The organism is Shimia sp. W99 (assembly GCF_053851455.3).
Window position 1 is genome coordinate 3,375,626 of the sequence record NZ_JBSQBU020000001.1, and the last position, 25,254, is coordinate 3,400,879.

General features: G+C 62.4%; 25 protein-coding genes. 9 read left to right on the top strand and 16 right to left on the bottom strand.

The window, feature by feature from the left end; all coding sequences use genetic code 11:
- Positions 1 to 47: 47 nt before the first annotated feature.
- Positions 48 to 1,190 (bottom strand): saccharopine dehydrogenase family protein, encoded by a 1,143-nt coding sequence (locus tag ACS3QZ_RS16375; RefSeq protein WP_456038803.1) that lies wholly within the window; start codon positions 1,188 to 1,190, stop codon positions 48 to 50.
- A 15-nt stretch (positions 1,191 to 1,205) separates the two neighbouring features.
- Complete coding sequence (locus ACS3QZ_RS16380; RefSeq protein WP_456038804.1) at positions 1,206 to 2,261, bottom strand: saccharopine dehydrogenase; 1,056 nt, start codon at positions 2,259 to 2,261, stop codon at positions 1,206 to 1,208.
- Between the two features lie 230 nt (positions 2,262 to 2,491).
- On the opposite strand from ACS3QZ_RS16380, the gene polA reads away from it, so the two are divergent.
- Positions 2,492 to 5,287: a DNA polymerase I gene (polA, locus tag ACS3QZ_RS16385; protein WP_456038805.1), complete on the top strand. Its 2,796-nt coding sequence runs from the start codon at positions 2,492 to 2,494 to the stop codon at positions 5,285 to 5,287.
- 71 nt (positions 5,288 to 5,358) lie between these two features.
- Positions 5,359 to 5,841, top strand: coding sequence for an RNA pyrophosphohydrolase (locus ACS3QZ_RS16390; protein ID WP_456038806.1), 483 nt, complete (start codon positions 5,359 to 5,361; stop codon positions 5,839 to 5,841).
- A gap of 4 nt (positions 5,842 to 5,845) precedes the next feature.
- Here the strand turns inward: ACS3QZ_RS16390 and ACS3QZ_RS16395 are convergent, their stop codons facing one another.
- The 7 genes from ACS3QZ_RS16395 to ACS3QZ_RS16425 form a co-directional block, all read right to left on the bottom strand.
- Entirely contained in the window at positions 5,846 to 6,535 is a 690-nt protein-coding gene (locus ACS3QZ_RS16395) for a phosphatase PAP2 family protein (RefSeq protein WP_456038807.1), read from the bottom strand.
- A complete protein-coding gene (locus ACS3QZ_RS16400) occupies positions 6,532 to 7,986 on the bottom strand; it encodes an ArnT family glycosyltransferase (RefSeq protein ID WP_456038808.1) in 1,455 nt (484 codons plus the stop codon). The genes ACS3QZ_RS16395 and ACS3QZ_RS16400 overlap by 4 nt, the downstream gene beginning before the upstream one ends.
- Positions 7,973 to 8,284 carry a lipid-A-disaccharide synthase N-terminal domain-containing protein gene (locus ACS3QZ_RS16405; RefSeq protein WP_093093612.1) on the bottom strand — a complete coding sequence of 104 codons (312 nt, stop codon included), beginning with the start codon at positions 8,282 to 8,284 and terminating at the stop codon, positions 7,973 to 7,975. Before ACS3QZ_RS16405 ends, ACS3QZ_RS16400 begins: the two co-directional genes overlap by 14 nt.
- Complete coding sequence (locus ACS3QZ_RS16410) at positions 8,284 to 9,027, bottom strand: glycosyltransferase family 2 protein (protein ID WP_456038809.1); 744 nt, start codon at positions 9,025 to 9,027, stop codon at positions 8,284 to 8,286. Before ACS3QZ_RS16410 ends, ACS3QZ_RS16405 begins: the two co-directional genes overlap by 1 nt.
- Before the next feature lie 131 nt (positions 9,028 to 9,158).
- Positions 9,159 to 10,703, bottom strand: a complete 1,545-nt coding sequence (locus ACS3QZ_RS16415) for a DUF427 domain-containing protein (protein ID WP_456038810.1) — start codon at positions 10,701 to 10,703, stop codon at positions 9,159 to 9,161.
- A gap of 250 nt (positions 10,704 to 10,953) precedes the next feature.
- Positions 10,954 to 11,658 (bottom strand): winged helix-turn-helix domain-containing protein, encoded by a 705-nt coding sequence (locus tag ACS3QZ_RS16420; protein ID WP_456038811.1) that lies wholly within the window; start codon positions 11,656 to 11,658, stop codon positions 10,954 to 10,956.
- On the bottom strand, positions 11,630 to 11,932 hold the full coding sequence (locus ACS3QZ_RS16425; protein WP_242654752.1) for a hypothetical protein: 303 nt from the start codon (positions 11,930 to 11,932) through the stop codon (positions 11,630 to 11,632). Before ACS3QZ_RS16425 ends, ACS3QZ_RS16420 begins: the two co-directional genes overlap by 29 nt.
- A gap of 180 nt (positions 11,933 to 12,112) precedes the next feature.
- On the opposite strand from ACS3QZ_RS16425, the gene ACS3QZ_RS16430 reads away from it, so the two are divergent.
- From ACS3QZ_RS16430 to ACS3QZ_RS16445, 4 genes are all read left to right on the top strand, one after another.
- Entirely contained in the window at positions 12,113 to 12,613 is a 501-nt protein-coding gene (locus ACS3QZ_RS16430; RefSeq protein WP_093093620.1) for a hypothetical protein, read from the top strand.
- 108 nt (positions 12,614 to 12,721) lie between these two features.
- The gene (gene rnhB / locus ACS3QZ_RS16435; RefSeq protein WP_456038812.1) at positions 12,722 to 13,339 is read left to right on the top strand and encodes a ribonuclease HII; all 618 of its coding nucleotides are present in this window, start codon (positions 12,722 to 12,724) and stop codon (positions 13,337 to 13,339) included.
- Positions 13,340 to 13,447: 108 nt separating this feature from the next.
- Positions 13,448 to 14,563 (top strand): site-specific DNA-methyltransferase, encoded by a 1,116-nt coding sequence (locus tag ACS3QZ_RS16440; RefSeq protein ID WP_456038813.1) that lies wholly within the window; start codon positions 13,448 to 13,450, stop codon positions 14,561 to 14,563.
- A gap of 179 nt (positions 14,564 to 14,742) precedes the next feature.
- Positions 14,743 to 16,143: an adenylate/guanylate cyclase domain-containing protein gene (locus ACS3QZ_RS16445; RefSeq protein ID WP_456038814.1), complete on the top strand. Its 1,401-nt coding sequence runs from the start codon at positions 14,743 to 14,745 to the stop codon at positions 16,141 to 16,143.
- Here the strand turns inward: ACS3QZ_RS16445 and ACS3QZ_RS16450 are convergent.
- Both ACS3QZ_RS16450 and mutY read right to left on the bottom strand, forming a co-directional pair.
- Positions 16,140 to 17,273 carry an alkane 1-monooxygenase gene (locus ACS3QZ_RS16450; RefSeq protein ID WP_456038815.1) on the bottom strand — a complete coding sequence of 378 codons (1,134 nt, stop codon included), beginning with the start codon at positions 17,271 to 17,273 and terminating at the stop codon, positions 16,140 to 16,142. The genes ACS3QZ_RS16445 and ACS3QZ_RS16450 overlap by 4 nt on opposite strands.
- Positions 17,274 to 17,340: 67 nt before the next feature.
- Positions 17,341 to 18,393 carry an A/G-specific adenine glycosylase gene (mutY, locus tag ACS3QZ_RS16455; RefSeq protein ID WP_456038816.1) on the bottom strand — a complete coding sequence of 351 codons (1,053 nt, stop codon included), beginning with the start codon at positions 18,391 to 18,393 and terminating at the stop codon, positions 17,341 to 17,343.
- A gap of 87 nt (positions 18,394 to 18,480) precedes the next feature.
- On the opposite strand from mutY, the gene ACS3QZ_RS16460 reads away from it, so the two are divergent.
- The gene (locus ACS3QZ_RS16460; protein ID WP_456038817.1) at positions 18,481 to 18,996 is read left to right on the top strand and encodes a DUF721 domain-containing protein; all 516 of its coding nucleotides are present in this window, start codon (positions 18,481 to 18,483) and stop codon (positions 18,994 to 18,996) included.
- On the top strand, positions 18,993 to 19,655 hold the full coding sequence (locus ACS3QZ_RS16465; RefSeq protein WP_456038818.1) for a DsbA family protein: 663 nt from the start codon (positions 18,993 to 18,995) through the stop codon (positions 19,653 to 19,655). Before ACS3QZ_RS16460 ends, ACS3QZ_RS16465 begins: the two co-directional genes overlap by 4 nt.
- Before the next feature lie 21 nt (positions 19,656 to 19,676).
- On the opposite strand, the gene lpxK is transcribed toward ACS3QZ_RS16465, so the two are convergent.
- Genes lpxK through ACS3QZ_RS16480 form a run of 3 tightly spaced genes read right to left on the bottom strand, consistent with a single transcriptional unit; the run spans position 19,677 to position 22,152 of the window.
- Complete coding sequence (gene lpxK, locus ACS3QZ_RS16470; RefSeq protein WP_456038819.1) at positions 19,677 to 20,681, bottom strand: tetraacyldisaccharide 4'-kinase; 1,005 nt, start codon at positions 20,679 to 20,681, stop codon at positions 19,677 to 19,679.
- On the bottom strand, positions 20,678 to 21,901 hold the full coding sequence (locus ACS3QZ_RS16475) for a 3-deoxy-D-manno-octulosonic acid transferase (RefSeq protein WP_456038820.1): 1,224 nt from the start codon (positions 21,899 to 21,901) through the stop codon (positions 20,678 to 20,680). Before ACS3QZ_RS16475 ends, lpxK begins: the two co-directional genes overlap by 4 nt.
- An 8-nt stretch (positions 21,902 to 21,909) precedes the next feature.
- Positions 21,910 to 22,152, bottom strand: a complete 243-nt coding sequence (locus tag ACS3QZ_RS16480; protein ID WP_093093639.1) for a DUF4170 domain-containing protein — start codon at positions 22,150 to 22,152, stop codon at positions 21,910 to 21,912.
- Positions 22,153 to 22,298: 146 nt separating this feature from the next.
- Here ACS3QZ_RS16480 and ACS3QZ_RS16485 point away from each other — a divergent pair, with 146 nt between their 5' ends.
- Positions 22,299 to 23,039 (top strand): glutamine amidotransferase, encoded by a 741-nt coding sequence (locus tag ACS3QZ_RS16485; RefSeq protein WP_456038821.1) that lies wholly within the window; start codon positions 22,299 to 22,301, stop codon positions 23,037 to 23,039.
- On the opposite strand, the gene ACS3QZ_RS16490 is transcribed toward ACS3QZ_RS16485, so the two are convergent.
- Together ACS3QZ_RS16490 and ACS3QZ_RS16495 are read right to left on the bottom strand one after the other, a co-directional pair.
- The gene (locus ACS3QZ_RS16490; protein WP_456038823.1) at positions 23,036 to 23,815 is read right to left on the bottom strand and encodes a 3'(2'),5'-bisphosphate nucleotidase CysQ; all 780 of its coding nucleotides are present in this window, start codon (positions 23,813 to 23,815) and stop codon (positions 23,036 to 23,038) included. The two genes, ACS3QZ_RS16485 and ACS3QZ_RS16490, sit on opposite strands and share 4 nt — an antisense overlap.
- Positions 23,802 to 25,148 (bottom strand): TldD/PmbA family protein, encoded by a 1,347-nt coding sequence (locus tag ACS3QZ_RS16495; protein WP_456038824.1) that lies wholly within the window; start codon positions 25,146 to 25,148, stop codon positions 23,802 to 23,804. Before ACS3QZ_RS16495 ends, ACS3QZ_RS16490 begins: the two co-directional genes overlap by 14 nt.
- Positions 25,149 to 25,254: the final 106 nt, after the last annotated feature.

Consider the following 25,254-nt stretch of genomic DNA (forward strand, 5'->3'; position numbering starts at 1 on the left):
GAAAGACGGGCGCGCAACAGGATTTGCGCGCCCGTTTCCTGTTTTGATCAGGCGGTGTGGTCGACCACCTCGAGATGCTGGGCCAGCTGTCCGACTTCGGCCAGCCACGCGTTGAACAGCGCAGGTTCGCTCGGGGCGGCGTGCACGCCGGGGGCGATGTCGCCCGCGAGCACGGACTCGATGGCCAGCGATACAGGGACCGAGACAAGCCGCGCCATGGCGGTGCTGTTTTCATCGCCCCATGCGTCCATCACGTAGGTCTTGTGCCAGACGGTCTCGCCGTCTTTCTCGGCCTTGAGACCAACGCAGAGCACCACGCGATCCGGTTCGCCTTCGTCATAGGCGTTGTCGGCCCAGAATTGGTCCGACATTTCCTTGAGGCGGGCGTCGCCTTCGGGTCCTGCAAGGGTTTCGATCTCGCGGAAGACGTCGCCCCATGCGTCGGCCCAGCCGTTGAGCCGCAGGGTGCCGCGCACGAATTCCTTCACGGACCAATCCGGGTCGAACTTGTAATCCTCCATGAAAGGGATCGAGTCGCGGTTGGGATAGACCTCGAAGGTTTCGGGGCTTGGCAGCGGGGCTTCGTAGCTGCTGATCGCGTCCCACGGGCGGGCCACGTCAAGTGGCGCGTGATCGCGGATCGAGCGCGAAGGCGAACGCAGCGCCTTGAGCACGCCAAGCGGCGACCAGCTGAACTTGTAGCGGAACGGGTTGGGATGTTTGGGGATGCCGCCACAGTAGGAGATGAACGAAAGCGTATTGCCCGTGTCAAAGGCGTCGGACGCGCGGTAGTCGGCCACGAGCGCATGCGCCATGAGGTGGTCGATGCCCGGATCGAGACCAACCTCGTTGACACAGGCGACACCGGCGACCTGCGCCGCGTCGTTGAGCGCCTTCATCTCGGGGGCGATGTAGGAGGAGCTGACGAAATTGGCGCCCTTGGCGATACACAGCTCGGCCAGTGGGACGTGCCAGTCGCCCGGAAGCATCGAGACAACCACGTCGCCCTTGTTGAGCGCCGCGCCCAGCGTGTCGATGTCAAAGGTACGAATGTCGTCGGTCAGATCGCCCACGGTTTCGCGGGCCTTCTCGACGGTCCGGTTCCAAACGGTAACGGGATGGCCCGCCGCGATCAGGCGGCGCAGGCCGGGAATGGCCGAAAGGCCGGTGCCACACCAGTGAATGGTCATGTTTTGCGCTCCTTTTCAGAGGTCTTTGGAATGGGTGATGAAATCGGCCTCGGCGCGGGTCCAGACCCCGCCCGAGAGATCGCCGAGGCTCAGCAGCGTGCCGAGAAGCTGGTCGGCGTAGTCTTGTGAGGACTCGACAGGCAGCATTGAAGGCAGGTTGTCGATGGCCATGACGTCGAGCACCGGGTCGGTGGCCACGCGCAGGGCGGGGGCGTCCCATGTGGTGGCGCGGTCATAGACCGGCACCGGGTTGTAATCGCTGTCCGGATCACAGGCCACGTCGCCGATCGCGGTGAGGGCGCGGGGGGCGGTGAGTGCCTCGCGCGGCACAAAGACCGGCGTGCCGGGTCGGGCGAAGATGCAGTTGAGGAACAGGTTGTGATCAAGGATTTCCGGGAAGGGGCCGCCGCTGGCGGTTTCCGCCATGTCCCATTTGGTCACGGCACAGCCCGTCGCTTCAAGCAGGTCCGCCGCGCCGGTGCCGACGCGCCCCAGCGCGCCGATGACGATGGCGGTGGGGCGGGCGGTGTTGAGGGCGTCGAGTTCTGCACCGAGGTCGGCCAGGAGTGCGTCCTTGCCCGGATAAACCCCTACAGGGCCGCAGGTTTCGCCGCGCTGTTGGGCGGCCCAAGTCTTGAGCGTGACCGCGGCCCCGGCATAGCCGGCCCAATAGCCAAAGGCGGCGACGCGGCGCCCGGTGTCGTCAACGAGATATTCGAGGTCATAAAGCGTGCCGCCCCCCGCCTTGAACCGTTCGAGCAGGGCTTTGCCGGAATGCTGGCCCTTGAAGGCATGGCCGAACATGATGTGGCGGTGCGGCAGGGGCGTGCCGTCATCGGGCAGCTCCTTGAGACCAAAGATAATCGCGTCACGCGGCGCGTCGGGCCAGCTGTTCTCTGCGGCAATCTCGCAACCCGCCGCGACGTAGCCGTCGATCGGGATCGCGCGGACAGAGCTTTCCTCGACCGTGACCCGGATGCCTTTGTCCAGCAGCGCCTTTGCCCCTTTCGGGGTCAGCCCCACGCGTTCTTCATTGGGCCGCTGCTCGGCCCGCACCCAGAGATGTGTCATGTGTTTCCCCTCTTTGAAGCGCAAGACAAACGCTCTCGTGGCGGAGTCGTCAAGTCCTGAACAGGTAAAACAATCCCCAACCCACCTCTTCCTTTTGCCAGAAATATCCCGGGGGTGAATTGAGCCATCGGCTCAAGAGGGGGCTGGCCCCCTCATCCACCGCTTTCCATCTGGCACCACCGCGCGCGGCATGGCACAACGGGACCAACAGGAAACGGGGAGCGCGTTACATGAGTTTCGGCAAGGGTTGTCACCTTCACCTGATCGACGGATCGGCCTTCATTTTTCGCGCTTATCACGCGCTGCCGCCCCTGACGCGCAAATCCGATGGGTTGCCCGTGGGCGCGGTGGCGGGGTTCTGCAACATGCTGCACCGCTATGTCGAGGCGAATACCGGGCCGGATGCGCCGACCCATGTGGCGGTGATCTTCGACTATTCCGGCAAGTCGTTCCGGAACGACATGTACGATCAATACAAAGCCAACCGCCCGCCTGCGCCCGAAGACCTTGTGCCGCAGTTTCCGTTGACCCGCGAGGCAACCAAGGCGTTCAACATCGCCTGCAAAGAGATCGAGGGCTTCGAGGCGGATGACATCATCGCCACGCTGGCCTGTCAGGCACGGGATGCCGGGGGGCGGTGTACGATCATCAGTTCCGACAAGGACCTGATGCAGCTGGTGGGGGATGGCGTCGAAATGCTTGATGCCATGAAGAACCGCCGCATTGATCGGGACGGGGTGATCGAAAAATTCGGGGTTGGGCCCGAACGGGTGGTCGATGTGCAGGCGTTGGCCGGGGACAGCGTGGACAACGTGCCCGGCGCGCCGGGCATCGGCATCAAGACGGCGGCTTTGCTGATCAACGAATACGGCGATCTGGAAAGCCTGCTGGACCGGGCCGAAGAGATCAAGCAACCCAAGCGCCGCCAGACGCTTATCGAAAAACGCGACCAGATTGAACTGTCCAAGCGGCTGGTGCAGCTCGACTGCGATATGGAGCTGGATTTCACGCTGGATGAATTGGAAGTGCGTGAGCCGGAGCCGGATGTTTTGTTGGGCTTTCTGGCCGAGATGGAGTTCCGCACGCTCTCCAAGCGGATGGCGGACCAGTTGGGGGTCGAAGCCCCCAGCATTCCCGAACCGCAGGCGGCGGAGGCGTCGGATGAGGGCGAAGAGTCGGTGGCGATTGATCCCCAAGCCTATGAATGTGTGCGCGATGCCGCCGCGTTGCAGGCGTGGATCGACAAGATCAATTATCGCGGCTACGTCGCCGTGGACACCGAGACCACCTCGCTAAACGAGATGGTCGCGGAGCTGGCCGGGATCTGTCTGAGCGTCGAGCCGGGGGAGGCCTGTTATATCCCTGTCGGGCACAAGAAGGGCGCGAGCGACGACCTTTTTGGCGGCGAGGAGTTGCAGGCCGGGCAGATGGCGCTCAATGAGGTGCTGGATATGCTCAAGCCGGTGCTCGAAGACGCGGCCGTGCTCAAGATTTTCCAGAACGCCAAGTATGACTGCAAGGTTCTGAGCCGCTACGGCATCGCGGTTGCGCCGATTGATGACACGATGCTGTTGAGTTACGCGCTGCATGCGGGCGAGCATAATCACGGGATGGATGCGCTCTCTGAACGGTATCTGAGCCACACGCCGATCCCGATCAAGACGCTTTTGGGCACGGGAAAATCCGCGATCACGTTCGACAAGGTGCCGATTGACGAGGCGGTGAAGTATGCCGCCGAGGATGCGGATATCACCCTGCGCCTTTGGAAGCTGTTCAAGCCGCGCCTGCATCAGAAACAGGTGACGACGGTCTATGAAACGCTGGAGCGGCCGCTGGTGCCGGTGCTGGCCGAGATGGAGATGCACGGGATCAAGGTGGACCGCGACACGCTGAGCCGCATGTCCAACGCCTTTGCCCAGAAGATGGCGGGGCTGGAGGCGGAGATTCACGAGCTGGCCGGCGAAAACTTCAATGTCGGCAGCCCCGCGCAGCTTGGCGAGATCCTGTTTGACAAGATGGGGATTGAAGGCGGCAAGCGGGGCAAGAACGGCAAGTATTCCACCGGGGCCGATATTCTCGAAGAGCTTGCCACGGAACATGAATTGCCGCGCCGCGTGCTGGACTGGCGGCAATTGAGCAAGCTCAAGAGCACCTATACGGACGCCTTGCAGGATCACATCAACGCCGAGACCGGGCGGGTGCACACGTCTTATGTGCAGACTGGAGCCAATACGGGGCGGCTCGCATCGACCGATCCGAACCTGCAGAACATCCCGGTGCGCAGCGAGGAAGGGCGGCGCATTCGCGAGGCGTTTGTCAGCGAGCCGGGCAAGACGCTGGTCAGCCTCGACTATAGCCAGGTCGAACTGCGGATTTTGGCGCATATTGCTGGGATTGATGCGCTCAAGCAGGCGTTCAAGGACGGGCAGGACATTCACGCCATGACCGCGTCCGAGATGTTTGATGTGCCGATGGAAGAGATGACGCCGGAGCTGCGACGGCGGGCCAAGGCGATCAATTTTGGTGTGATCTATGGCATCTCGGGCTTTGGGCTTGCGCGCAACCTGCGCATTCCGCGCGGCGAGGCGCAGGATTTCATCAACCGCTATTTCGAGCGGTTCCCCGGTATTCGCACCTATATGGATGACACCAAGGCCTTCGCCAAGGAACATGGCTATGTCCAGACGTTGTTCGGGCGCAAGATTCATACGCCCGAGATCAACGCCAAGGGGCCGCGCGCCAGCTTTGCCTATCGCGCGGCGATCAACGCCCCGATCCAGGGCACGGCGGCGGATGTGATCCGTCGGGCCATGGTGCGGATGCCGGCGGCGATTGCCGACCTGCCCGCCAAGATGTTGTTGCAGGTGCATGACGAACTGATTTTCGAGGTGGATGACGGAGCCGTGGACGAGGCAATCGCGGTGGCGCGGGATGTGATGCAGGGCGCGGCGGAGCCTGCGGTGAAGCTGGACGTGCCGCTGATCGTGGATGCGGGGCGGGGTCAGAACTGGGCCGAGGCGCATTGAGGATTTGCCGCGTTGCGCGTGGTGATGGGCTTGGTTAGGACTTGGCCAAGCCTGAGAAAGAGTGAGATGTCATGACCCCCGAAGAGATCGAGAAACTGCCCTATCGCCGCAATGTTGGTGTGATGCTGGTCAATGCCGAGGGCCATGCCTTTGTTGGGCAGCGACTGGATAGCGAGGTGCCCGCGTGGCAGATGCCGCAGGGCGGGATCGACAAGGGCGAGACGCCGGAAGAGGCGGCGTTGCGCGAATTGGAAGAGGAAACCGGCGTGTCCCGCGATCTGGTGACGGTCGAGGCCGAAACCGAAGGGTGGGTGGCTTATGATCTGCCGCATGACATCGTGCCGCGCATCTGGAAGGGGCGCTTCAAGGGGCAGGAGCAGAAGTGGTATCTGCTGCGGTTTCACGGCACGGACGATCAGGTGAAGATCGAGCAGGAGCACCAGGAGTTCTCGGAATGGCGCTGGCTGCCTGCGGACGAGTTGGTGGCCAATATCGTGCCGTTCAAGCGGGCGGTCTACGAAGAGGTTCTGGCGCAGTTCGCTGACAAGCTCTGAAGGCTCAGAACAGGCGGATATTGCGGTAGCGTTTGAGCTGCAGGATGGTGAGCGCGATCAGCGTCACGAACAGCGCCGCCAGAATGGTGTCCGACAGGAAATGCCGCCCCATCAGCACGCGGAAGGACAGACCCATCCCCGCAATGATGAAAGCGGCGATGGTTACGTGCCTTGTATAACGGCCCGGCGCCATGTTGCGCACAATCAGCAGGATCGCGATCAGGAGTGCGGTCGACCCCGCACCTTCGCCAGAGACAAAGGAACAGTTGGTGGCGCATTGATCGGAGGGGATCAGGGCCGGGGTGAAGTCGCGCGTGCCGCCGAATTCGGTGATGGTTGACGGGCGGGCGCGGCCCCAGTGTTCCTTGAGGATGGCGTTGACCAAAAGGGCCGGGCCAAGGAGATAGGTGAGCACGATCACCTCCCAGACCTTGTCGAGCCGGGGCGTGGTGGTGCGCACGATCTTGGAGAAGATCAGAGCTGCGAGGGAAAAGAAAAGCGTGAGCAGGATCAGCGACCAGATCGCCTTGCGCAGGTTCTGGATCACGTCGACCTTGCCCAGCCAGAAGCCATGGCCTTCGGAATAGAACAGGCCGGAGACCCAGAGATCGAGGGCAGGCCAGACCGTGAAGATCATGGCGAGGATTGCGGTCAGGACGATCCCGTCGCGCAGGGCTTTGGTGTTGTTGCTCATCGCAGGCACTCTGCGTCGATGACATAGGCCGGGAAGGGTTTGCCCGCCCAGCTTCCGATCTCTTGTGAGAGGTCGGCCACCGGGGTCAGGGTTTCCCCGTTGCAGGTCAGGTCCATGTCGTCGGTGACAAACAGCACAGGGCCGATAACGTCGGCGGGCAGGGCTTTTTTCTGCTGATAATAGTGGTTCGGCGCGCCTTTGGGGGGCGTGGCGTAGAAGGTCATGTCGCTGTCCGCGCCGGTAAAGAAGAAATCGGCCAAAATGCCGCGATGCTTGCCGACGATGACCGTCAGGCCTTCGGCGCGGGCCGCGGCGATGGCGTCGCGGGTGATGTCGGCAACATTGACATAGCGCTTGGCCAGCGGCTGGCCCTTGGCGTCGGTGATCAGCGTCGGAAACAGCGTCATCAGCGGGATGGCCACGCAGACCACGGCATTGAGCGCAATACCTGCCCAAAGCGTGCGGATGCGACCGCGATCGAGCGCAAAGAGCAGGGCGGCGATGGTGGCCGCGGGGATCGCGGCAAAGGCCCAGTTGGCATAGGCGCGCGACATGAAGGCCTGGATCAGGACGATGGTCCAGACGGGGATCGAGAACCAGATCAGCGCGCGTTGACGCCCCGGAGCGGGCGCGCGCAGGGCGGCGATCCAGAGCACCATGAAGACCGGGCCGAAGACGAGGAATTGCGAGGCGATGAATTCAAACGCGCGGGGCAGGCTGGGTTTCGGGCCTGCGCTTTCGGCCTTGAGCCATGCGGCATTGTCCATCGTATGACTGACCGTGGTCAGGTCATTGGCGAAGTTCCACAGGATATTGGGGGAGGCCGCAGCAAGAAAGGCCAGCGCATAGAGCGCCAGCAGGCCAGCGCGGGGGCGCATCGACGGGATGATCAGATAGGCAATCAGCGCGCCGGGCAGGAAATAGATCGCGGCGTATTTCGACAGGAAGGCGCATCCCAGCAGCAGGCCGCCAAGGATCGCGTCGCGCGCGGTACCGCCCGCGCAGAGGCGCCAGTAGAACAACAGCGCCCCGGCAAGGAAGGGGGCCATGATCGTGTCGGTCGAGATCAGGAAGCTGCCGACGGCGACGATGGGCAGAGAGAGATAGGCCATCGCCACCCAGAGACCCGCCATGCGGTGCGCCGGGGCAAGGCTTTGGGCCCACGCGCCGAGGATCAGCGCGGTGATGCCGTGAAACAGTGGCGCGGGCAGGCGCACGGTAAAGGCGCTGCGGTGGATGGCCAGTTCGTCAAAGAGGCGCAGCACCCAGCCGATCATCGGGGGTTTGGAATAATAGCCGAAATCGAAATTCTGACCCCAGAGCCAGTATTGCGATTCATCGACATAAAGGTCGGTCGGGCTCCCCCAGAGGGCGACCACGCGCAGAAGCGTGATCAGGCCAACGGCGACGAGGGTCGGCTTGAGCCAGTCGCGCGTCTCAGCCAGCGGCATTTTCACGGCGCTCGCGGTAGATCAGGAACAGGTTGCGAGAATAGATGAAGAGGCCGAGCGACTGGCCAAGGATAAAGACCGGGTCGGCGCGGTAGACGGCATAGGTAAAGAGGATCACGCCGCCCGCCATGGAGAAATACCAGAAGGCCAGCGGCACGGTCGAACGACGCGCCTTTTCCGAGGCGATCCACTGCACGATGAAGCGGCCCGAGAACATGAGCTGACCAAACAGGCCAAACATGACCCACCAGAATTCGACCCAGTTGTCGACCTTGAGAAAGGAAAGAACCGCTTCCATCAGCTGTCTCCGTTGAGTTCTGTTGCCCGCGCCTTTTTGCGCCGCCGGATCAGCCATGCCACGCCGAAGAGGTCGACCGCCCCGACCAGCCCGCGCTGCAGGTTGGAATAGTTCGAGCGGCCCGAATGGCGCGCTTCGTGGGCGACATCGACATGGGCCACGTCCCAGCCGTTCATCGAGAAGAGCGCAGGCAGGTATCGGTGCATATGATCGAAATAGGGCAGGTCCAGAAAGGCGTCGCGGCGGAAGGCCTTGAGGCCGCAGCCAGTGTCGCGGGTCTTGTCCTTGAGTACGAAGGAGCGGATGCCGTTGGCCGCCTTGGAGGCGAGTTTCTTGGACATGGTGTCCTGACGTTTGACGCGCTGGCCCGCGACGAGGCCCAGCTTGGCCGGCGCATCGGCGGCCATCAGCGGTGCGACCAGTTTCGGGAGTTCGGATGGCGGGTTCTGGCCGTCGCCATCGAGCGTGCAGCAGGTCGGGGCGCGTGCGGCTTTGACACCGGTGTGCACGGCGGCGCTTTGGCCACCGGATGTGGGGGTGTGCAGGACGCGCAGGTTGGGCATGTCAGCCTGCAACGACTTGAGGCGTGCAAGGGTGCCGTCTTCGGAGCCGTCATCGACGATGATGATCTCGATTGCGTGGCCCGTCCCGTCAAAGGCGGATTGAATGCCTTGGATCAGGGTGGGCAAGTTGGATTCTTCGTTCTTGGCCGGAACGACAACAGAGATGTCGGGCTCGCTCATGCACGCACCTTTTGGGACGCCATCCGCCTCGGAAATGGACGATGGTAGACTAAAGGCCCCTTCTTTCCCTTTAAATCCCCATCGTCAAGGGTTGAGACAAGGGCAATGCGCGGCGGATTGCCGGGATTGTGTCAGGAATCGACAGACACGCCGAAACTCTCGACCGGTTCCGAGACATTGCGCAATGAGAGGGCGCCCAGCGGCTTTGCGTCCTTGTCCTCTGCGGCGACCTCGGCGGTGGCGACGATGCGGTGGCCGACGCGTTTGCCGTAGTCGCCCAGTCGCGCCGCGATATTCGCAGGCTGGCCGATTACCGTGAAGTCGAGCCGCTCTTGCGAGCCGACATTGCCATAGGTGACGCGGCCATAGGCGATGCCGATGGAGCATTCGCAGTCAAGGTGAGCCGCCTCGGCCACATCGCGCAGATCGCGCACGATCTGCTTGGCGGCGACAAGCGCGTTGGCGCAGGCGTCGTTGGCATCGCTGGGAAACACGGCCAGCACCGCGTCACCGATGAATTTCAGAACCTCGCCGCCATGATCGTTCACCACTGCGGTGACGGTGTCGAAGAACTGGTTCAGGAGGTCGATATAGGCGTCGCGGCCAAGTTCTTCTTCAAGCCGGGTCGAGCCGCGCAGGTCACAGAACATGATCGCGGCGTCGATCTCGTCTCCGTCGCCGCGCCGGATTTCACCGCCCAGCACCCGCGCCCCGGTGCGGCGGCCAACGTAGGTTTCGAGAAGGCTCTGTGCGTTTTCCTTCTGCGTGAAGACTTCGAAAAAGCGGCTGATGACAGACGAAACCTCGAAGATCAGGCCGAGATTGGCCGTGGTGAAGCCGTCCGGGTGATCGCTGGTCAGCGTGAGGACGTTTATTTGCCCGTTGGAAAAGGGCAGCGGCATGGCGACATAGTCGGTGTGCCCGTCTTTCTTGAGGTCTTCCATGATCGGGAATTGCATCCGGTCCACGGGCACATCGAGTTTCTGGCGCACCCCGCCCAGCCCGGCGGCGACGTGGCGCAGGGGGCTGTTGACGTAAGAGGGGTGGTCGTAAAGCTCGTAGGACGGGGCGAAGGTGGTGATCTCGTCCTTGCCCTTGTGCCAGATATAGTTCTTGCCCGCGATCATCGGGTGCAGGGACCAGATCATCAGGCTCATGCGGGAAACGGCGATGCCGCTTTCGAGCATCTTTTCCGCAAGCGCGCGGGTGAAATCTTCCGGCGTGGTGTTCGTGGAGGCCCCGCGCATGAGCCAATCAACCAGAGGGCCGGAGATGTTGCCGGAGTCATCGGGGCTGAACTCGGCGCCACCGAGGTCAAGCTCGGTATAGGTGTTGGGCAGGAAGCCAATGTGGCCCTGAATGTCCCGGCTTTCTGGCAGGGCATCATCATAGGACCACGTTCCGTTCGCGAGGGTTTGACCGTCGAGTTGAATGTCGCGATAGCGGGCGGTGCCTTTGAAGGGGCAGAAGGTTTGCAGATCGGTTGGGTCGGAAAGCGGAATCAGCACGTCTTCAACCGGGACATAGACCTGTGGCGGCAGGCGGGTTTCATACATCACCTTGGCGCGGGTGCTCTGGGCGAGGACGTGGCCATCACGCAGGACGCGCACCGTGCCGTCAAGCGGTTCGATGCGAATGCCGTAGCCGGAATTGGAACCGAAACGGGAGCCTTCCATGGGGCGGCCTTTCTGATGCCGGGTGAGACACAGTATATGGGGGCGAGGGGGGTTTTTCCAAGCTCAGGTGATGTGCGTCTACGCGGAACAAAGGCGCGCTTGCGCGCCGCCGCGCATCGGTACCGCGCCCCCACGCGGCGGCGATTTGATGAGGCTTGGCGCTTTATTTTGGAGGCGCGTTGGGGTGGCGAGATAAACCGCGTTCCAGAAAGTTCGGGTCGCCACCGCGCGCGGCGCCGATGCGCGGCCGCTAGAGCACCCGGATCACGTCCTTGTCGATGGCCAGCATATAGCCTTTGCGGGCGATATTCTTGACCAGAAGTTCGCTCACCATCTGGTTGCCGAGACTGTCGCGCAGGCGCTTGATACGGGTCGCGCCTGCGGCCTCGTCACAATCGCTGCTGGATTTGCCGGAGATCATCGCTTCAATCTCGACACCGGACAGCATCTCGTCATCCATGCGGGCCTCGGCCAGAACCGAGAGGGTTTCCATGGCCGCGTCGGTGAGCTTGAAGCCCATGTTGTTGAGATAGACGGTTTTCTCATCCCGGCTGATCAGGAGGGAATTGACCTGGATCCCGGCGCGCTCGATCTGGGCCATGCGGCGGTTCATGGTGATCAGCATGATCAGGAAGACCAGCGCGGCGATCATCATGCCGGTGGCAAAGACCAGAAGCACGAGGATGACCATGCGATAGCTGGCCAGCGTATCGGCAAAGGCGGTGCCGGATTGGGCGAGGATTTCAAGAAGCTTGATTTCCGCCTGCCCGGTCAGGGTGTCGTTTTCCAGAAACAGCTGTTCCACCCGCGCATTGAAGGCGTTGGCATCGGGCAGGGTGAACACGAGCACGACCGCTGCGATCAGGAGGATCGCGACGATGGCGGTGAGACCAAGAGTGACGACCCGGCCAGACTGACGGCGAGCGTCAATAACGGAGGTAGAATTGTCCGGCACTGGATTCCTTTCCGGCAAGCTCCGAGCCATCGAACACGGAGAGGACATTCAGAAGTTTCCAGCCGTCGCCCTTGATCCGGGCGGCGACCTCTTTCTTGGCGTCGGCCTTGGAGCAGCCCTGATGCAGTTGCATGACGCCGTAATGCAGGCGCAGGGGGCTGTCCTTCTTGGCCTTGTAATCGGCATAGCATTCGGCGGCGGCTGCCGGGTTGGGGAGCGCCAGCGCCAGCAGCATGGCCGCCATGAGGGCGATATGTCTGAGCGTGTACATCATGGGTCAATCTTTGCGCCAAAGGCCCGTGTTATTCAATAACCAAGCCGTTTTGAGTGCCTGATATGGGATAACAAGGCGCTGATATTGTGTGGCTTTTCGATGGTGCGGAATTGTTGGGGCACATCGTCCGGTGCGCAAGACCGGGCACTGAGTTGTCACAGACAGGAAGGAAGACCCAAGATGCAACCCCGTCACTTCATCACCACCGTTCTCGCCGCCGCCATCGCCATAACCGGGCTGACCGCCGCCAAGGCGCATGCCGGGCCCGATGCTGATGATATTGCCAAGGTTCTTTTCGGGACGGCCGCGATCGTGATCATCGGCAAGGCGCTGGAAGACGAGAACAAGAAAAAAAAGCGGCGCCAAGTCTATGATGCGCCGACGCGGCGGTACGAACCAGCCCGCGATCCCTATAACCCCTATGCCACGCCGCGCCCTGCGCCCCGGGGCAATCCGCACCGGTTCAACCGGGAACTGCCGCTTGCCTGCAAGCGCGATTACTGGACCACAAGCGGCGAGCCCGTGCGTGGGTTCGGTGTGCGCTGCCTGTCACGCTCGGGTTTTCCCACGGCACACCTGCCGCGTAGCTGCGAACGCGAGGTCGAAACGCGCCGGGGGTACGGCACGATCTACAAGGCGGGATGCCTGCGCCGCAGCGGCTATCGCGTGAGCCGTCGTTGAGACATCGAGCAGAAGGCCGGCAGCAGACCGGCTGGCGGGCCGGGCGGTGTGGAGCCGCCCGGCCTTTTTCATGTTGCGATTGGTCTGCGGGCGTGGTTGTGAAGAGCCATGGAGATGCCGGATTATTCTTTGGAGCAGGGCGCGCTGGCGCAGGGGGCCACGCGGGTGGCCGGGGTTGATGAAGTGGGGCGCGGGCCGCTGGCCGGGCCAGTGACGGCGGCGGCGGTGGTGCTTGACCCTGACAATATTCCCGAGGGGTTGAACGATTCCAAGAAGTTGAGCGCGAAACGGCGCGAGGCGGTCTTTGTCGAGATCATGAAAAAGGCCGAAGTCAGTATTGCCCATGCCAGCGTCGAAGAGATCGACGAGATCAATATCTTGCGGGCCAGTCATCTGGCGATGGAGCGGGCGGTGGCGGGGTTGCCGCACGCGCCCGATTACCTGCTCATTGACGGCAACATGATCCCGCGCGGTCTGACGCTTCGGTCGCAGGCAGTGGTCAAAGGGGATGCCCGGTCTTTGTCGATTGCGGCCGCGTCGATCGTGGCAAAAATCACGCGCGATCGCATCATGTGGGATTTGGCGCAACAGTTCCCCGGCTATGGCTGGGAAACAAACGCCGGATATCCGTCAAAAAGCCACAAGGCGGCGCTCCAAAATCTTGGTGTGACCCCACACCATAGACGTTCGTTCAAGCCTGTCCACAATATCTTGTATCAAGAGTAAAATGTAAGCTGTTGATTCAAAAAAGAAATTGACGCCGAATCACGTTTGAATCATCCTTGTCTCATCAACGAGCGCATCAAAAAAACCGCGCCGTGAACGAGGCAGAGAATGAAAACGATGACCAAAGCGAAGGGCGCAACTGCGCTCCCACTCAACACGATTCTGGATGGTGACTGCATCGAAGTGATGAACAGTCTGCCGGAAAACTCGATTGATCTGATCTTTGCGGATCCGCCCTATAACCTGCAATTGAAGGGCGATCTGCATCGTCCCGACAATTCCAAGGTGGATGCGGTCGACGATGAATGGGACCAGTTTTCCAGCTTTGCCGCCTATGACAAGTTCACCCGTGCTTGGCTCAAGGCGGCGCGCCGTCTTCTCAAGCCGAACGGCGCGATCTGGGTGATCGGCAGCTATCACAATGTCTTCCGCATGGGTGCGGAATTGCAGAACCAGGGGTTCTGGATCCTGAATGATGTGGTGTGGCGCAAGTCGAACCCGATGCCGAATTTCCGTGGCAAACGCTTTACCAATGCCCATGAAACGATGATCTGGGCATCGAAATCCGAAGGCGCGAAGTACACGTTCAACTATGAAGCGCTCAAGGCGCTGAATGAAGGTGTGCAGATGCGCAGCGACTGGGTTCTGCCGATCTGCACGGGCCATGAGCGGCTCAAGGATGAAAACGGCGACAAGGCGCATCCGACACAAAAACCCGAGAGCCTGCTGCACCGGGTTCTGGTGGGATCAACAAACCCCGGCGACGTGGTGCTTGACCCGTTCTTCGGCACGGGCACGACCGGCGCCGTGGCCAAGATGCTGGGTCGCGAGTTCATCGGGATCGAGCGCGAGGAAGCCTATCGCAAGGTGGCCGAGAAGCGGCTCAAGAATACCCGCAAGTTCGACCGTGAAGCGCTGCAGGTTTCGGCAAGCAAACGCGCAGAGCCGCGTGTCCCCTTTGGTCAGCTGGTGGAACGCGGCATGCTGCGTCCCGGTGAGAACCTCTATTCGATCAATGGCCGCCACAAGGCCAAGGTCCGTGCCGATGGCACGCTGATCGGGGATGACGTGAAAGGCTCGATCCATCAGGTTGGTGCACATCTTGAAGGCGCGCCAAGCTGTAACGGCTGGACCTACTGGAGCTACAAGCAGGATGGCAAACGTGTGCCGATCGACGTGCTGCGCCAGCAGATCCGCGCAGAGATGGCCGAGCGTCCGAACTGATTTAACAGACGATCCCAATACCTCTATCCAAGACAAAAGAATACCGCCGGTGCCTGTGGCCTGACGATTAAGAACAGGCACCCTGACTTGCCCCGCCCATGTTGGCGGGGCTTTTTTGGGCTTTAAGTTATTCCAGTTGCCACTATTTATGGCAGATCGTTTCAGGAAGGCCCAAGGCAATGAACACCCAGAGCCCGATCCTGTCCCTGTTTTCACGGCGCCAACCGGATGAGCTGCCGCACAAGGACAGCCCGGAATACCAATACACCGAAGCCGTTCTGGAACGGCACAAGCAACAGGGACTCGAGCTGGCCGTGCGGGTGCGCTGGGCGGCGATGCTGGTGATTGGTGTGCTGTTGCTGTTTCTCGTGCCAATGCCGGATGTCTGGTATTACGAGGGTATTCTGGTGCTTCTGGCGCTGAATGGCTGGTTGATGCGGCGCGTGGGCAAGGTGGGACTGTCGCGCGTCGAGCTGCTTCTGATTTTTTTCGACCTGGCCCTGATGACGGCGGGCATGGTTGGGCCGAACCCGCTCAGCGAACATACATGGCCGCACGCGATGCAGTATCGGTTTGGCAATTTCATCTACCTGTTCGTGATCCTCGCCGCCGGGACGCTGGCCTATTCATGGCGTACGGTGATGGCCATCGGGACGTGGACAACGGGTCTTTGGCTTGGGGCGCTGTTGCTGTCGTTGTGGTTTGTAGAGCCCTTGCCCGGATTGAGTGAGGCGATGATCGCAGCCTATCCGGATCAACCCGAGATGGCCGCGTGGCTGGACCCCAACAGCTATGTGATCCAGATGCGGGTTCAGGAGATTGCCGTGTTCCTGATCGTGGCGATGATCATGGCGGTGTCGGTGCGGCGCTTCAACGGGCTGTTGCGTTCGAATGCCGCCCTTGAACGGGAGCGCACGAACCTGAGCCGGTATTTCTCGCCCAACGTAGTCGAGGCGTTGTCGACCAATGACGAACCGCTGAAGCGCATTCGCAATCACGAGATCTCGGTGCTGTTCGTGGATATCGTCGGGTTCACGGAATTCGCCGCGCGACGCGCCCCCGAAGAGGTGATCGAAACCTTGCGCGAGTTCCATGGATTGATGGAAAACGCGGTATTTAATCACGGCGGGACGCTGGACAAGTATCTGGGCGACGGGCTGATGGTGACCTTTGGCACGCCTGAACCGACCGATAAGGACGCGATCAACGCGTTGGAATGCGTGCACCAGATGATGGACGACCTTGATGTATGGAACACTGACCGCATCGCGCGCGGGCAGCCGCCGCTTCGGGTGGGGTTCGGGGCGCATTACGGGCCTGCGGTTCTGGCCGATATCGGGGCGAACCGGCTCGAATTTGCGGTGGTGGGCAATACGGTAAATGTGGCTTCGCGGCTTGAGGCACTGACGCGGGGGTTGAATGCGCGGTTGGTGATCAGCGATTCAATGCGCGGTGAAGTGGTCAAGGAAGGCGGGCATGCCTGTCTGGCTGGCCTGCGCCGTTTTGAAGATCAGGATATTCGCGGGGTCGAGGACAAGTTGACGGTCTGGGCGTTTGAGCGGCCTGCGGATCAGGGCTAACGCGGCATTGGGGTTTTGGCCTTGGTGTAGGGTTTCCAGTCAGTGATCTCGGGATAATACATGCCGCGCCATTTGCGCACGCGGGGGTTCATCACACGTTTCCAGAGCGGCGGCACCATCGCGAACATGGTCATCATCGGATAGCCATAGGGCAACTGCGGCGCGTCGGCCTCGGTATAGTTCTGCAAGAGCGGAAAACGGCGGTCGGGCTTGTAGTGATGGTCCGAATGGCGCTGCAGGTTGATCAGGAGCCAGTTTGACGCCTTGTGGGCCGCGTTCCAGGAATGGTGCGGTTTGACGTGTTCGTATTTGCCTTCGCCCAGATGTTTGCGGGTCAGGCCGTAATGCTCGACGTAGTTGACGATCTCGAGCTGCCAGATTGCGATATAGGCCTGCCAGACAAACAAGAAAAACCCGGCCCAGCCGCCAATCAGGAACGCCAGCAGCAACATGCCTGCCTGAAGCGCCCAGTAGCGCCAGAAGGGATTGGAGAGGTCGGTCCAAGGCAAGTCCTTGCGGGCCAGCATTTCCTTTTCGGCGCGGAAGGATGATTTCAGCGAGCCGATCAGGACGCGGGGGAAGAAGCGGTGGAAGCCTTCGTTATAGCGCGCGGTGACCGGGTCGCGCGGGGTGCCAACATAGCGGTGATGCACAAGTAGGTGTTCGGAGCGGAAATGGGAATAAAGCACCATGGCCATGAGCCAGTCACCGAGCCAGCGCTCGGTTTTGTTCTTCTGGTGCATGAGTTCGTGGGAATAAACGATGCCCACGGTGCCGGAAATCACGCCGACTCCAAAGAAGAGGCCGATCTTGGCTGCAACGGACAGGTGGTCGGTGTGGGTGGCAAAATAGATCAGGCCGAAGAGGGTGACGAACTGGATATAGGGCCAGATCATCGTGATCAGGCGATACCAGTAGAGATCGTCTTCGGTGGTTTCGAGATCGGCGTTTTCAAGGTTGAGTCCGGTGACGGCGTCGAGCGCGGAGAACAGGTACCAGGTGGCCGCCGGGACAAGCAGAACCCACCACGAGCCAAGCCCCGCGACGATCCAGATCAGGGGGATCAGCAGCAGCGACAACCAGAAGGGCAGGGCGCTGGAAAGCTTGGCAACTTTCTTGGACGGGATCATGTGTTGGCTCCGTAAGGGCTGCGCGCGTGAGCAGTATGCGGTGCCTTGCCGGGAGCCGCAACGGGCTTCACCCTTTGCGCGTGAGATCGAACGCCTTGCGCATGACCGTGGGCAAGTCGGATGGGCGGAAATCGGCCTGTTCGAGGAAGTCGCCCACCCTGGCGGTGCGGTCCATGGGCACAAGCGCGGTCTTGACCGTGAGGCGCAGGTGGAAATGGGTGAAGGTGTGACGCGCCTCGGCAGGCAATGTCTTCCATTCGGCGCGGATCGGGGTGTCGTGGGGCGGGGTTTCGTTCTCGCTCCAGTCCGAGCCGGGCCAGCCCAGCATGCCGCCCAGCAGCCCCTTGTCGGGGCGGCGTTCGAGAAGGACCGCGCCGTCGACACGGCGGGCGATATAGACGGTGCCAAAGCGGATCGGCTTGGGCTTTTTCGGGGTCTTCCTGGGCAGGTCTACGGCGGTGCCCATGTCGCGGGCCTTGCAGGGCGTGCGCCACGGGCAGATGCCGCAGGCCGGGTTGCGCGGGGTGCAGATCGTGGCGCCAAGGTCCATGACCGCCTGTGCATAGTCGCCGGGGCGCTGCGTGGGTGTCAGGCGAGCGGCGTGTTCGGTCAGTAGCGGTTTGGACGCAGGCAGGGGGGTGTGTTCATCAAAGAGCCGCGCCATGACCCGTTCGACATTTCCGTCGACCACGGTTTCGGGGCGGTCAAAGGCGATGGCGGATATGGCGGCGGCCGTGTAGGGGCCAATGCCGGGAAGCTTCAGCAACTCGGGCAGCGTGTCGGGGAATGCACCTTTCAGATCCTCGCTGATCACACGGGCGCATTTCAGGAGGTTGCGGGCGCGGGCGTAATAGCCGAGCCCTGCCCACGCGCCCATGACATCCTCATCCCGCGCCGCCGCGAGTGCGTGCACGTCTGGCCAGAGCGTCGTGAAGCGCAGGAAATAGTCCTTGACCGCGGCCACGGTGGTTTGCTGCAGCATGATCTCGGACAGCCAGACGCGGTAAGGATCGGGGCGGTGGCCCGAAGCGCGCTCTGCCGGGCCAACGCGCCACGGCATCTTGCGCGCGTGGGTATCATACCAGTCGAGCAGGTCGGCAGGTTCCGGCAGGTCACGCAAGTTTTATCCCCCCATGGAAGCGGTTTCGCTGGAACAGCGCGGCAGGCACACTACAATAGCGCCTGATCCAAGGATGCAAGACTCGACATGCGCCGCGCCACGACCAAAGGTTTCAAACGTACGTCATCGCTATTGCGGGACCGAATCCGGCAGGCTGGCGAAAGTCGGGGCTTTGCCGTGACCAAGGTACTGACCCATTGGGCCGAGATCGTGGGAGAGGATGTCGCGCGCATCTGTAAGCCGGTTGATGTGAAATACGGCCGTCAGGGGTTCGGCGCGACGCTGACCGTGCTGACCACGGGGGCGCAAGCGCCGATGCTCGAGATGCAGAAGGAAAAGCTGCGGGCGCGGGTGAATGCGGCCTATGGCTATAACGCGATTGCAAGGCTGCGTATCACCCAGACCGCGCCCACAGGATTTGCCGAGGGGCAGGCGCAGTTCGCACCAAAACCCAAACGCGAGGCCGCGCCGGACCCGGAGGTGCGCAAAGAGGCCGCCGAAGTGGCCGCGCCGGTCGGAGATGCGGATTTGCGACAGGCGCTTGAACGACTGGCGTCGAACGTGCTTTCAAAACAAAAAACGACACGAAAGGTTTCTGAATGAACCGTCTACTACCCATCGTCCTTGTGGCGCTGATTGCCGTTGCGGGCGGCGGATACTGGTACAGCCAGTCCACCAACACCACCGTGCCGCTGGCCAATGTCGAACTGGTCTCGTCCGACGGGGCCGAAGCCTCTTCTTCGGAAGTGGTCGAGATGGTCATGGGGGCGGAAGATGCGCCGATCACGCTGATCGAATACGCGTCGTTTACCTGCCCGCATTGCGCCAGCTTTCACGAAAACGTCCTGAAGCAGCTCAAGACGGATTACGTGGATACCGGCAAGGTGAAGTTCGTTTTCCGGGATGTCTATTTTGACCGCTTTGGCCTGTGGGCGTCGATGGTTGCGCGGTGCGGCGGGCAGGAACGCTTTTTTGGCATTGCGGATCTCTTGATGAAATCGCAGTCGGAATGGAGCCGCGCCGGTGATCCGGTGGCGATTGCCGACGCGTTGCGCAAGACCGGGCGTCTGGCCGGGCTGGAGGATGACCAGCTGCAGGCCTGCCTGCAGGATGAAGACAAGGCCAAGGCGTTGATCGCGTGGTATCAGAAGAACGCAGGCGCCGATGATATTTCCGGTACGCCGACATTGATCATCAATGGCGAAAAGCATTCGAACATGAGCTACAAGGATCTCAAGGCGATCCTGGATTCGAAGCTTTAAGCCGCTTTTTGCCCGGACGGGTCAGTCCTGTCCGGGCAGCACTCTATCGAGGGCGGTGTCCAGCGCGGACCAGTCGTCGATTTCCAAACGGACAGGCAGGGTCAGAACGTGCGGGCGCATGTCGCGGGGCAGGCGTACGGCGTCCTTTTCCGTGGTGACAAGCTGTGCGTTATGTTGTGCCGCTTCCTTGGCGAGGCGTGTGAGCAGGGCTGGAGTCAGAGTCTGGTGATCATCCAGCGGCTGTTCGCGCACGATATCGGCGCCAAGACCGCGCAGAGTGGCAAAGAACTTGGTCGGGTTGCCGATCCCGGCAAAGGCAAGGAACCGTGTGCCGGTCCAGTCCATGCCGGTTTGCAGCGGGGCCAGGTGGCCGGTCAGATGGGGCAGGGTGATGTGACCTCCCCAAGCGGATTTGAAGGCGGATTGCGATGCTTCAGGGCCGATGGACAGCACAACGTCAGCACGTTTCAATCCCACATCGACAGGTTCGCGCAGGGGGCCTGCCGGGATGCAGCGCCCGTTTCCAAAGCCCTTGGCCGCGTCCACGACGATGATCGACAAGTCCTTTTGGACCGAGGGGTTCTGGAACCCGTCGTCCAGTAGGATCACGTCCGCCCCGGCGTCCTGCGCGGCGGTGACACCTGCAGCGCGGTTCTTGGCGACCCATGTCGGGGTGAAGGCGGCGAGCAGGAGCGGTTCGTCTCCGGTTTCGCTGGCAGTGTGGCGCATTTCATCGACGCGCACGGGCCCTTCAAGCGATCCGCCATAGCCGCGCGACACGACATGCGGAGTGAGGCCGCGCGCCTGAAGGTGCTGCGCGAGGGCGATAGTGGTCGGGGTCTTGCCCGTGCCGCCCGCATTCAGGTTTCCGATGCAGATCACGGGGACGCGGGCCTTCAGGCCGCTTTCGCCTTGGGCCACGCGTTTGCGCGTCGTGCGGGCATAGAGTGCTCCAAGAGGAGCAAGCAGGAGGGCCTGCCAGCCGGGGCGGTCGGCGGGGTTATCCCAGAAACGCGGCGCCTTCATGTAAAACTGTCCTTTGCGTCAAGCATGTCCTGAGACAGGGCGATGATGGCATCCGAGACCTCGGCGCCGTCTGAAACCACCTGCCAGCCGGCATGGGCCATTGCCGCGACCTGATCGGGGGCCAGCAGGTGGATCAGGGCGGCTGCGAGGCTTGAGGCGTCCCGCACAATGCGCGCGCCGCCCGCGTCGACCAGCCGCTTGTAGGCGTCAAGATGATTGCGCACCCCCGGCCCGTAGAGCACGGCAGAGCCAAGTGCCGCTGGTTCGAGGGGATCACGCCCTCCGAAGCCCGGCGCGATGGACGACCCCATCAGCGTGACCGGGGCAACACGGTACCAGAGCCCGAGTTCGTCCGGGGTTTCGGCCAAGAGAACATGGGTGTTGTTGTCGGGAAACTCGCCATTTTCCCAATCCACGAGCCGCAACCCGGAGTCGGCAATCTGGCGGCGGATGGCCGGTGCCTTTTCAAGACTGTCCGCCGCGAGGATCAAAAGCATCCTGTGTGAAAGTTTGAGCACCTTGCGATAGGCGCTCAGAACAGCGGGCGTTTCCTCGGGCTGGATATGTGCCGCGAGCCAGACCGGACGCCCGGTCAGTACGGAGCGCAGCTCTTCCAGGTCGGTTTCATTGTAGCGCAGGACCGGGCTTTCTTCGAGAAGGCGGGCGCTGTCGATGACGGTGGGGCCATCGAGCGGAAGGGAGCGGCGAAACCGCTCGGAGGCGGCTTTATCAAGGGTCATGAGGGCGGAGAACCGCATGATGGTCGCACGGGTCGGTTCGGGAACCCAACGCCAGCGGCGGTTTTCCAGACCCGGATTGTCAGCTTCGAGCAGGACGGCCGGTATGTCGCGTTGGGCGGCTGCGTCGATCAGGGCCGGGCGCAGCCAGGGACCGTGCCACAAAAGCAAATCGGGCCGCCAATGGTTCAGAAAAACGCGGACGTCACCGGGGTTTTCCGAGGGGCCTTCCTGCCAGGTCATGCCGGGGGGCAGGCCGCGCGGCGGGCGCTGGCCGGGCGACGTGGTCAGCAACAGGTGCGTGCCGGGCCGGTTCGCGGCAAGCCGCAGGCCCATTTGCGCCATGGCACGCGCCCGCGAGGGATCGGCGCAATGCATCCAAACCAGTTCCCCGTCGGGGCGCGGGGTGGTGATGCGGGACAGGCTGGCCGGTTGACGGCGCGCAAAGGCCAGATAGGCCGCAAGGCTGAGCGAGCGCGCCATCGGGGGGATCAGCCCAGTTCTTCGGTCGAGGACGCCTCGGCCTCTTCGTCGCGCAGGCGATGCAGGTGGGCGATGAAATAGCGCATGTGGGCATTGTCCACCGTGCGCTGCGCTTCGGCGCGCCAGGCGTCATACGCGGATTGGTAGTTCGGGAAGATCCCGACGATATGGATGTCGTCGACATTCTTGAACGCGGATTTGGTGGGGTCCACCAACTCGCCGCCGAAGACGAGGTGCAGGCGCTGGGTCATTGCATGACTCCTGAAGTTTGAGTTCGCTGGCAACCTAGGGCCGATGGGCCGCGGCCTCAAGGGCAGAGCGCTTGCGCAACCTTGCCCTGTTGACGCATCCGGCGCAATCGGGCAACCACAGGCGGCATTACTTTGGATGGCTAGCGATGAAACCTTTTCTGATCCTGCAACTGCGCCCCGAAACCGAAGCCTCGGATGACGAGTTCCAAGCCATTCTGCGCAAAGGCGGGCTTGACGAGGCTGAAGTGCACCGGATCCGGCTTGATCAATCACCGTTGCCCGAAGGGTTGCAGCTCGAGGAGTATGCCGGGGTGATCGTGGGCGGTGGGCCGGGGTGCGTGAGCGACCCGGAAGACCAGAAAACCCCGGTCGAGGCGCAGATCGAAACGGCCGTCCTGGGGTTAATGCCAGAGATCACCGCGAAGGATTTTCCGTTCCTTGGGTGCTGTTACGGGATTGGCATTCTGGGGCATCATCTTGGCCGCGTCGTGAACAAGGAAAACTATTCGGAAGCGGTGGGCACGGCGGATTGCGTGCTGACGGAAGACGGCAAAGCCGATCCAGTTCTGGCGGGTGTCCCCGATGCGTTCCATGCCTTTGTCGGTCACAAGGAGGCGGTGCAGCGTCTGCCAGACGGGTGCGCGCACCTGGTCAGTTCACCGACCTGCCCCTATCAGATGATCCGCTACGGTGAGAATGTCTATGCCACGCAGTTTCACCCGGAGGCCGATAGTGATGGGTTCGAAGTGCGGATCAACATCTACAAGCATCGCGGTTATTTCCGCCCCGAGGATGCGCAGGGTCTGATCGACATGTGCCGCGCGGCGGATGTGCACGCACCCGAAAAAGTGCTGCGCAACTTTGTTGAGCGCTATCGCTCGGCTTAGCGTCCCGTGAGCGCGTTTTTGATGTCGCCATGCACGGCGGCATTGGCGGCAATCACCCCTTTGACGCGCGGGTCGGGGTTGTTGAAGCGCAGCCGCGCGCCTGTGCGATCCGAGGTGGTGGCCCCGGCCTCGCGCAGGATCAGGTCTCCGGCGGCAATGTCCCATTCCCATGTCGGTCGGATCGTGAGCATGGCGTCATAGCGGCCCTCGGCCACGAGCGCGAGGCGATAGGCCAGCGAGGGGCGGTAGCTTCGGAATACGTTGGGGGGTGCGGCTTTCCAGTGCTTGGCGTCCATCACCGGTCGCGCGACCAGCATGTTGGCCCCGGTGAGCCTGTCCCGCGTGGTTGGCGAAATGGGTGCGCCGTTGAGGTGGGCACCCCGGCCGTCCGCCGCGCTATAGAGCTTGTCGCGCAGCGGCAGGAACACGACTGCGGCGGTGACGGTGCCGTTTTGCGCGATGGCCAGCGAATGCGCCCATGTGTTCGAGCCGTCGATAAAGCTGCGGGTACCGTCGATCGGGTCGATGATGAACACCTTTTCCGCCGCGAGCCTGTCGCCGCTGTCGAGCGATTCCTCGGACAGCCAGCCATAGTCGGGCCGGGCTGCGCGCAATTCGCGTTCGAGCATCTCGTTGACGGCAAGGTCGGCCTCGGTCACGGGGCCAGCGCCCTCGGGCTTGTGCCAAGCCTGGGCCTCGGGGCCGGAAAAGCGCGTGGCAATGCGTCCTGCCTCGCGCGCGGCGTCGATCAGGAGGTCGAGGTCAGTTCCCGGCAAGGGTCAGCCCTTCGACCAGCAGGGAAGGAACCACGCGGGAGAGATAGGTGCGCGCGTCATTGGCGGGGATCATCCCGCGCAGCATGTCGTGCAGATTGCCCGCGATGGTGCATTCGTTGACCGGGTAGGTGAGTTCGCCATTCTCGACCCAGAACCCCGCAGCCCCACGGGAATAATCGCCGGTATTGGGGTTGATGGTCGAGCCGATCAGGGATGTGACCAGAAGGCCGGTGCCCATGTCGCGGATCAGGTCTTCGCGGGATTTGTCACCTTGTGTCAGGGCGACGTTCCATGTGGAGGGCGAGGGTGGTGCCGAGACACCGCGCCCGGCATTGCCGGTTGAGGCCATGCCCAGCTTGCGCGCGTTCACGAGGTCGAGTGTCCAGCCGGTGAGGACGCCGTTGTCCACGATCTTGCGGGCGCGTGTCGGAAGGCCCTCGCCGTCAAAGGGGCGGGACCCGGAGGTGCGCGGGCGCAGGGGGTCTTCGATCAGAGAAAGACCCTCGGGCAGCACCTGCTGCCCAAGTTTTTCGCGTAGCCACGATGAGCCGCGCGCCACCGAAGAGCCGTTGGCGGCAACCAGCAGGTGTCCGATCAGCGATGAGGAAATGCGTTCGTCAAACAGCACAGGGTAAGCGCCGGTTGCGGGTTTGCGGGCCTCTAGCCGTTCAACTGCGCGCTGCCCGGCGGTGGTGCCGATGTCTTCGGGGCGGCGCAGGTCGCTCTGGAAGATGCGTCCGTCCCCGTCATAGTCGCGCTCCATGCCGTCCCCGGTACCGGCGATGGCGGTGCAGTAGGTGGCGCGGCTGGTGCGATGATAGCCGCCTGAAAAGCCGTTGGTGGCGGCAAGGTGCATCTGGGTGTGGCTGAATCCCGCAGTCGCGGATTGCACCTGCGTGACACCCGATACGGCCAGCGCAGCAGCTTCGGCGGCGATGGCGTCGGCCTGAAGTGCGGCCGGGTCGGGCTCGGGTGCGGGATCGGCAAGTTCAAGCGCATCCACATCCCAGCGGGTGGCCAGCTGATCGGCCGCGGCGAGTCCGATATAGGGGTCTTCGGGCGCTTCACGCGCCATGGCGACGGCGCGTTCGGCCATGGTTGCGATGGTTTCGGGGCGCGCGTCGGAAACGGAGACGTTGGCCTGACGCTGACCGACAAAGACCCGAAGCCCCAGATCGAGCCCCTCGGAGCGCTCGGCCTGTTCCAGCTTGCCTTCGCGCACGTCGATGGAGAGCGAGGTGCCCTGAACCGTCATCGCGTCTGCGGCGTCCGCACCCGCCTTTTGGGCCGCGTCAAGAAGCTGCTCTGCGAGGGTTTGGAGATTTTGGCTCATGATGCCCCTGTGATCTGTTTCACCTGAGGTAGACCGGGTGGGGGTCCGGTGCAAGTCCCGCAAAACGAAAGGGGCCGCGCGCGGCGGCCCCTCTGCGTGCTGTGTC

Bases quoted from the DNA above. Each gene is read 5' to 3' on its own strand.
- ACS3QZ_RS16375 (WP_456038803.1), bottom strand. From the start codon at position 1,190: ATGACCATTCACTGGTGTGGCACCGGCCTTTCGGCCATTCCCGGCCTG.
- ACS3QZ_RS16380 (WP_456038804.1), bottom strand. From the start codon at position 2,261: ATGACACATCTCTGGGTGCGGGCCGAGCAGCGGCCCAATGAAGAACGC.
- polA (WP_456038805.1), top strand. From the start codon at position 2,492: ATGAGTTTCGGCAAGGGTTGTCACCTTCACCTGATCGACGGATCGGCC.
- ACS3QZ_RS16390 (WP_456038806.1), top strand. From the start codon at position 5,359: ATGACCCCCGAAGAGATCGAGAAACTGCCCTATCGCCGCAATGTTGGT.
- ACS3QZ_RS16395 (WP_456038807.1), bottom strand. From the start codon at position 6,535: ATGAGCAACAACACCAAAGCCCTGCGCGACGGGATCGTCCTGACCGCA.
- ACS3QZ_RS16400 (WP_456038808.1), bottom strand. From the start codon at position 7,986: ATGCCGCTGGCTGAGACGCGCGACTGGCTCAAGCCGACCCTCGTCGCC.
- ACS3QZ_RS16405 (WP_093093612.1), bottom strand. From the start codon at position 8,284: ATGGAAGCGGTTCTTTCCTTTCTCAAGGTCGACAACTGGGTCGAATTC.
- ACS3QZ_RS16410 (WP_456038809.1), bottom strand. From the start codon at position 9,027: ATGAGCGAGCCCGACATCTCTGTTGTCGTTCCGGCCAAGAACGAAGAA.
- ACS3QZ_RS16415 (WP_456038810.1), bottom strand. From the start codon at position 10,703: ATGGAAGGCTCCCGTTTCGGTTCCAATTCCGGCTACGGCATTCGCATC.
- ACS3QZ_RS16425 (WP_242654752.1), bottom strand. From the start codon at position 11,932: ATGATGTACACGCTCAGACATATCGCCCTCATGGCGGCCATGCTGCTG.
- ACS3QZ_RS16430 (WP_093093620.1), top strand. From the start codon at position 12,113: ATGCAACCCCGTCACTTCATCACCACCGTTCTCGCCGCCGCCATCGCC.
- rnhB (WP_456038812.1), top strand. From the start codon at position 12,722: ATGGAGATGCCGGATTATTCTTTGGAGCAGGGCGCGCTGGCGCAGGGG.
- ACS3QZ_RS16440 (WP_456038813.1), top strand. From the start codon at position 13,448: ATGAAAACGATGACCAAAGCGAAGGGCGCAACTGCGCTCCCACTCAAC.
- ACS3QZ_RS16445 (WP_456038814.1), top strand. From the start codon at position 14,743: ATGAACACCCAGAGCCCGATCCTGTCCCTGTTTTCACGGCGCCAACCG.
- ACS3QZ_RS16450 (WP_456038815.1), bottom strand. From the start codon at position 17,273: ATGATCCCGTCCAAGAAAGTTGCCAAGCTTTCCAGCGCCCTGCCCTTC.
- ACS3QZ_RS16460 (WP_456038817.1), top strand. From the start codon at position 18,481: ATGCGCCGCGCCACGACCAAAGGTTTCAAACGTACGTCATCGCTATTG.
- ACS3QZ_RS16465 (WP_456038818.1), top strand. From the start codon at position 18,993: ATGAACCGTCTACTACCCATCGTCCTTGTGGCGCTGATTGCCGTTGCG.
- lpxK (WP_456038819.1), bottom strand. From the start codon at position 20,681: ATGAAGGCGCCGCGTTTCTGGGATAACCCCGCCGACCGCCCCGGCTGG.
- ACS3QZ_RS16475 (WP_456038820.1), bottom strand. From the start codon at position 21,901: ATGGCGCGCTCGCTCAGCCTTGCGGCCTATCTGGCCTTTGCGCGCCGT.
- ACS3QZ_RS16480 (WP_093093639.1), bottom strand. From the start codon at position 22,152: ATGACCCAGCGCCTGCACCTCGTCTTCGGCGGCGAGTTGGTGGACCCC.
- ACS3QZ_RS16485 (WP_456038821.1), top strand. From the start codon at position 22,299: ATGAAACCTTTTCTGATCCTGCAACTGCGCCCCGAAACCGAAGCCTCG.
- ACS3QZ_RS16495 (WP_456038824.1), bottom strand. From the start codon at position 25,148: ATGAGCCAAAATCTCCAAACCCTCGCAGAGCAGCTTCTTGACGCGGCC.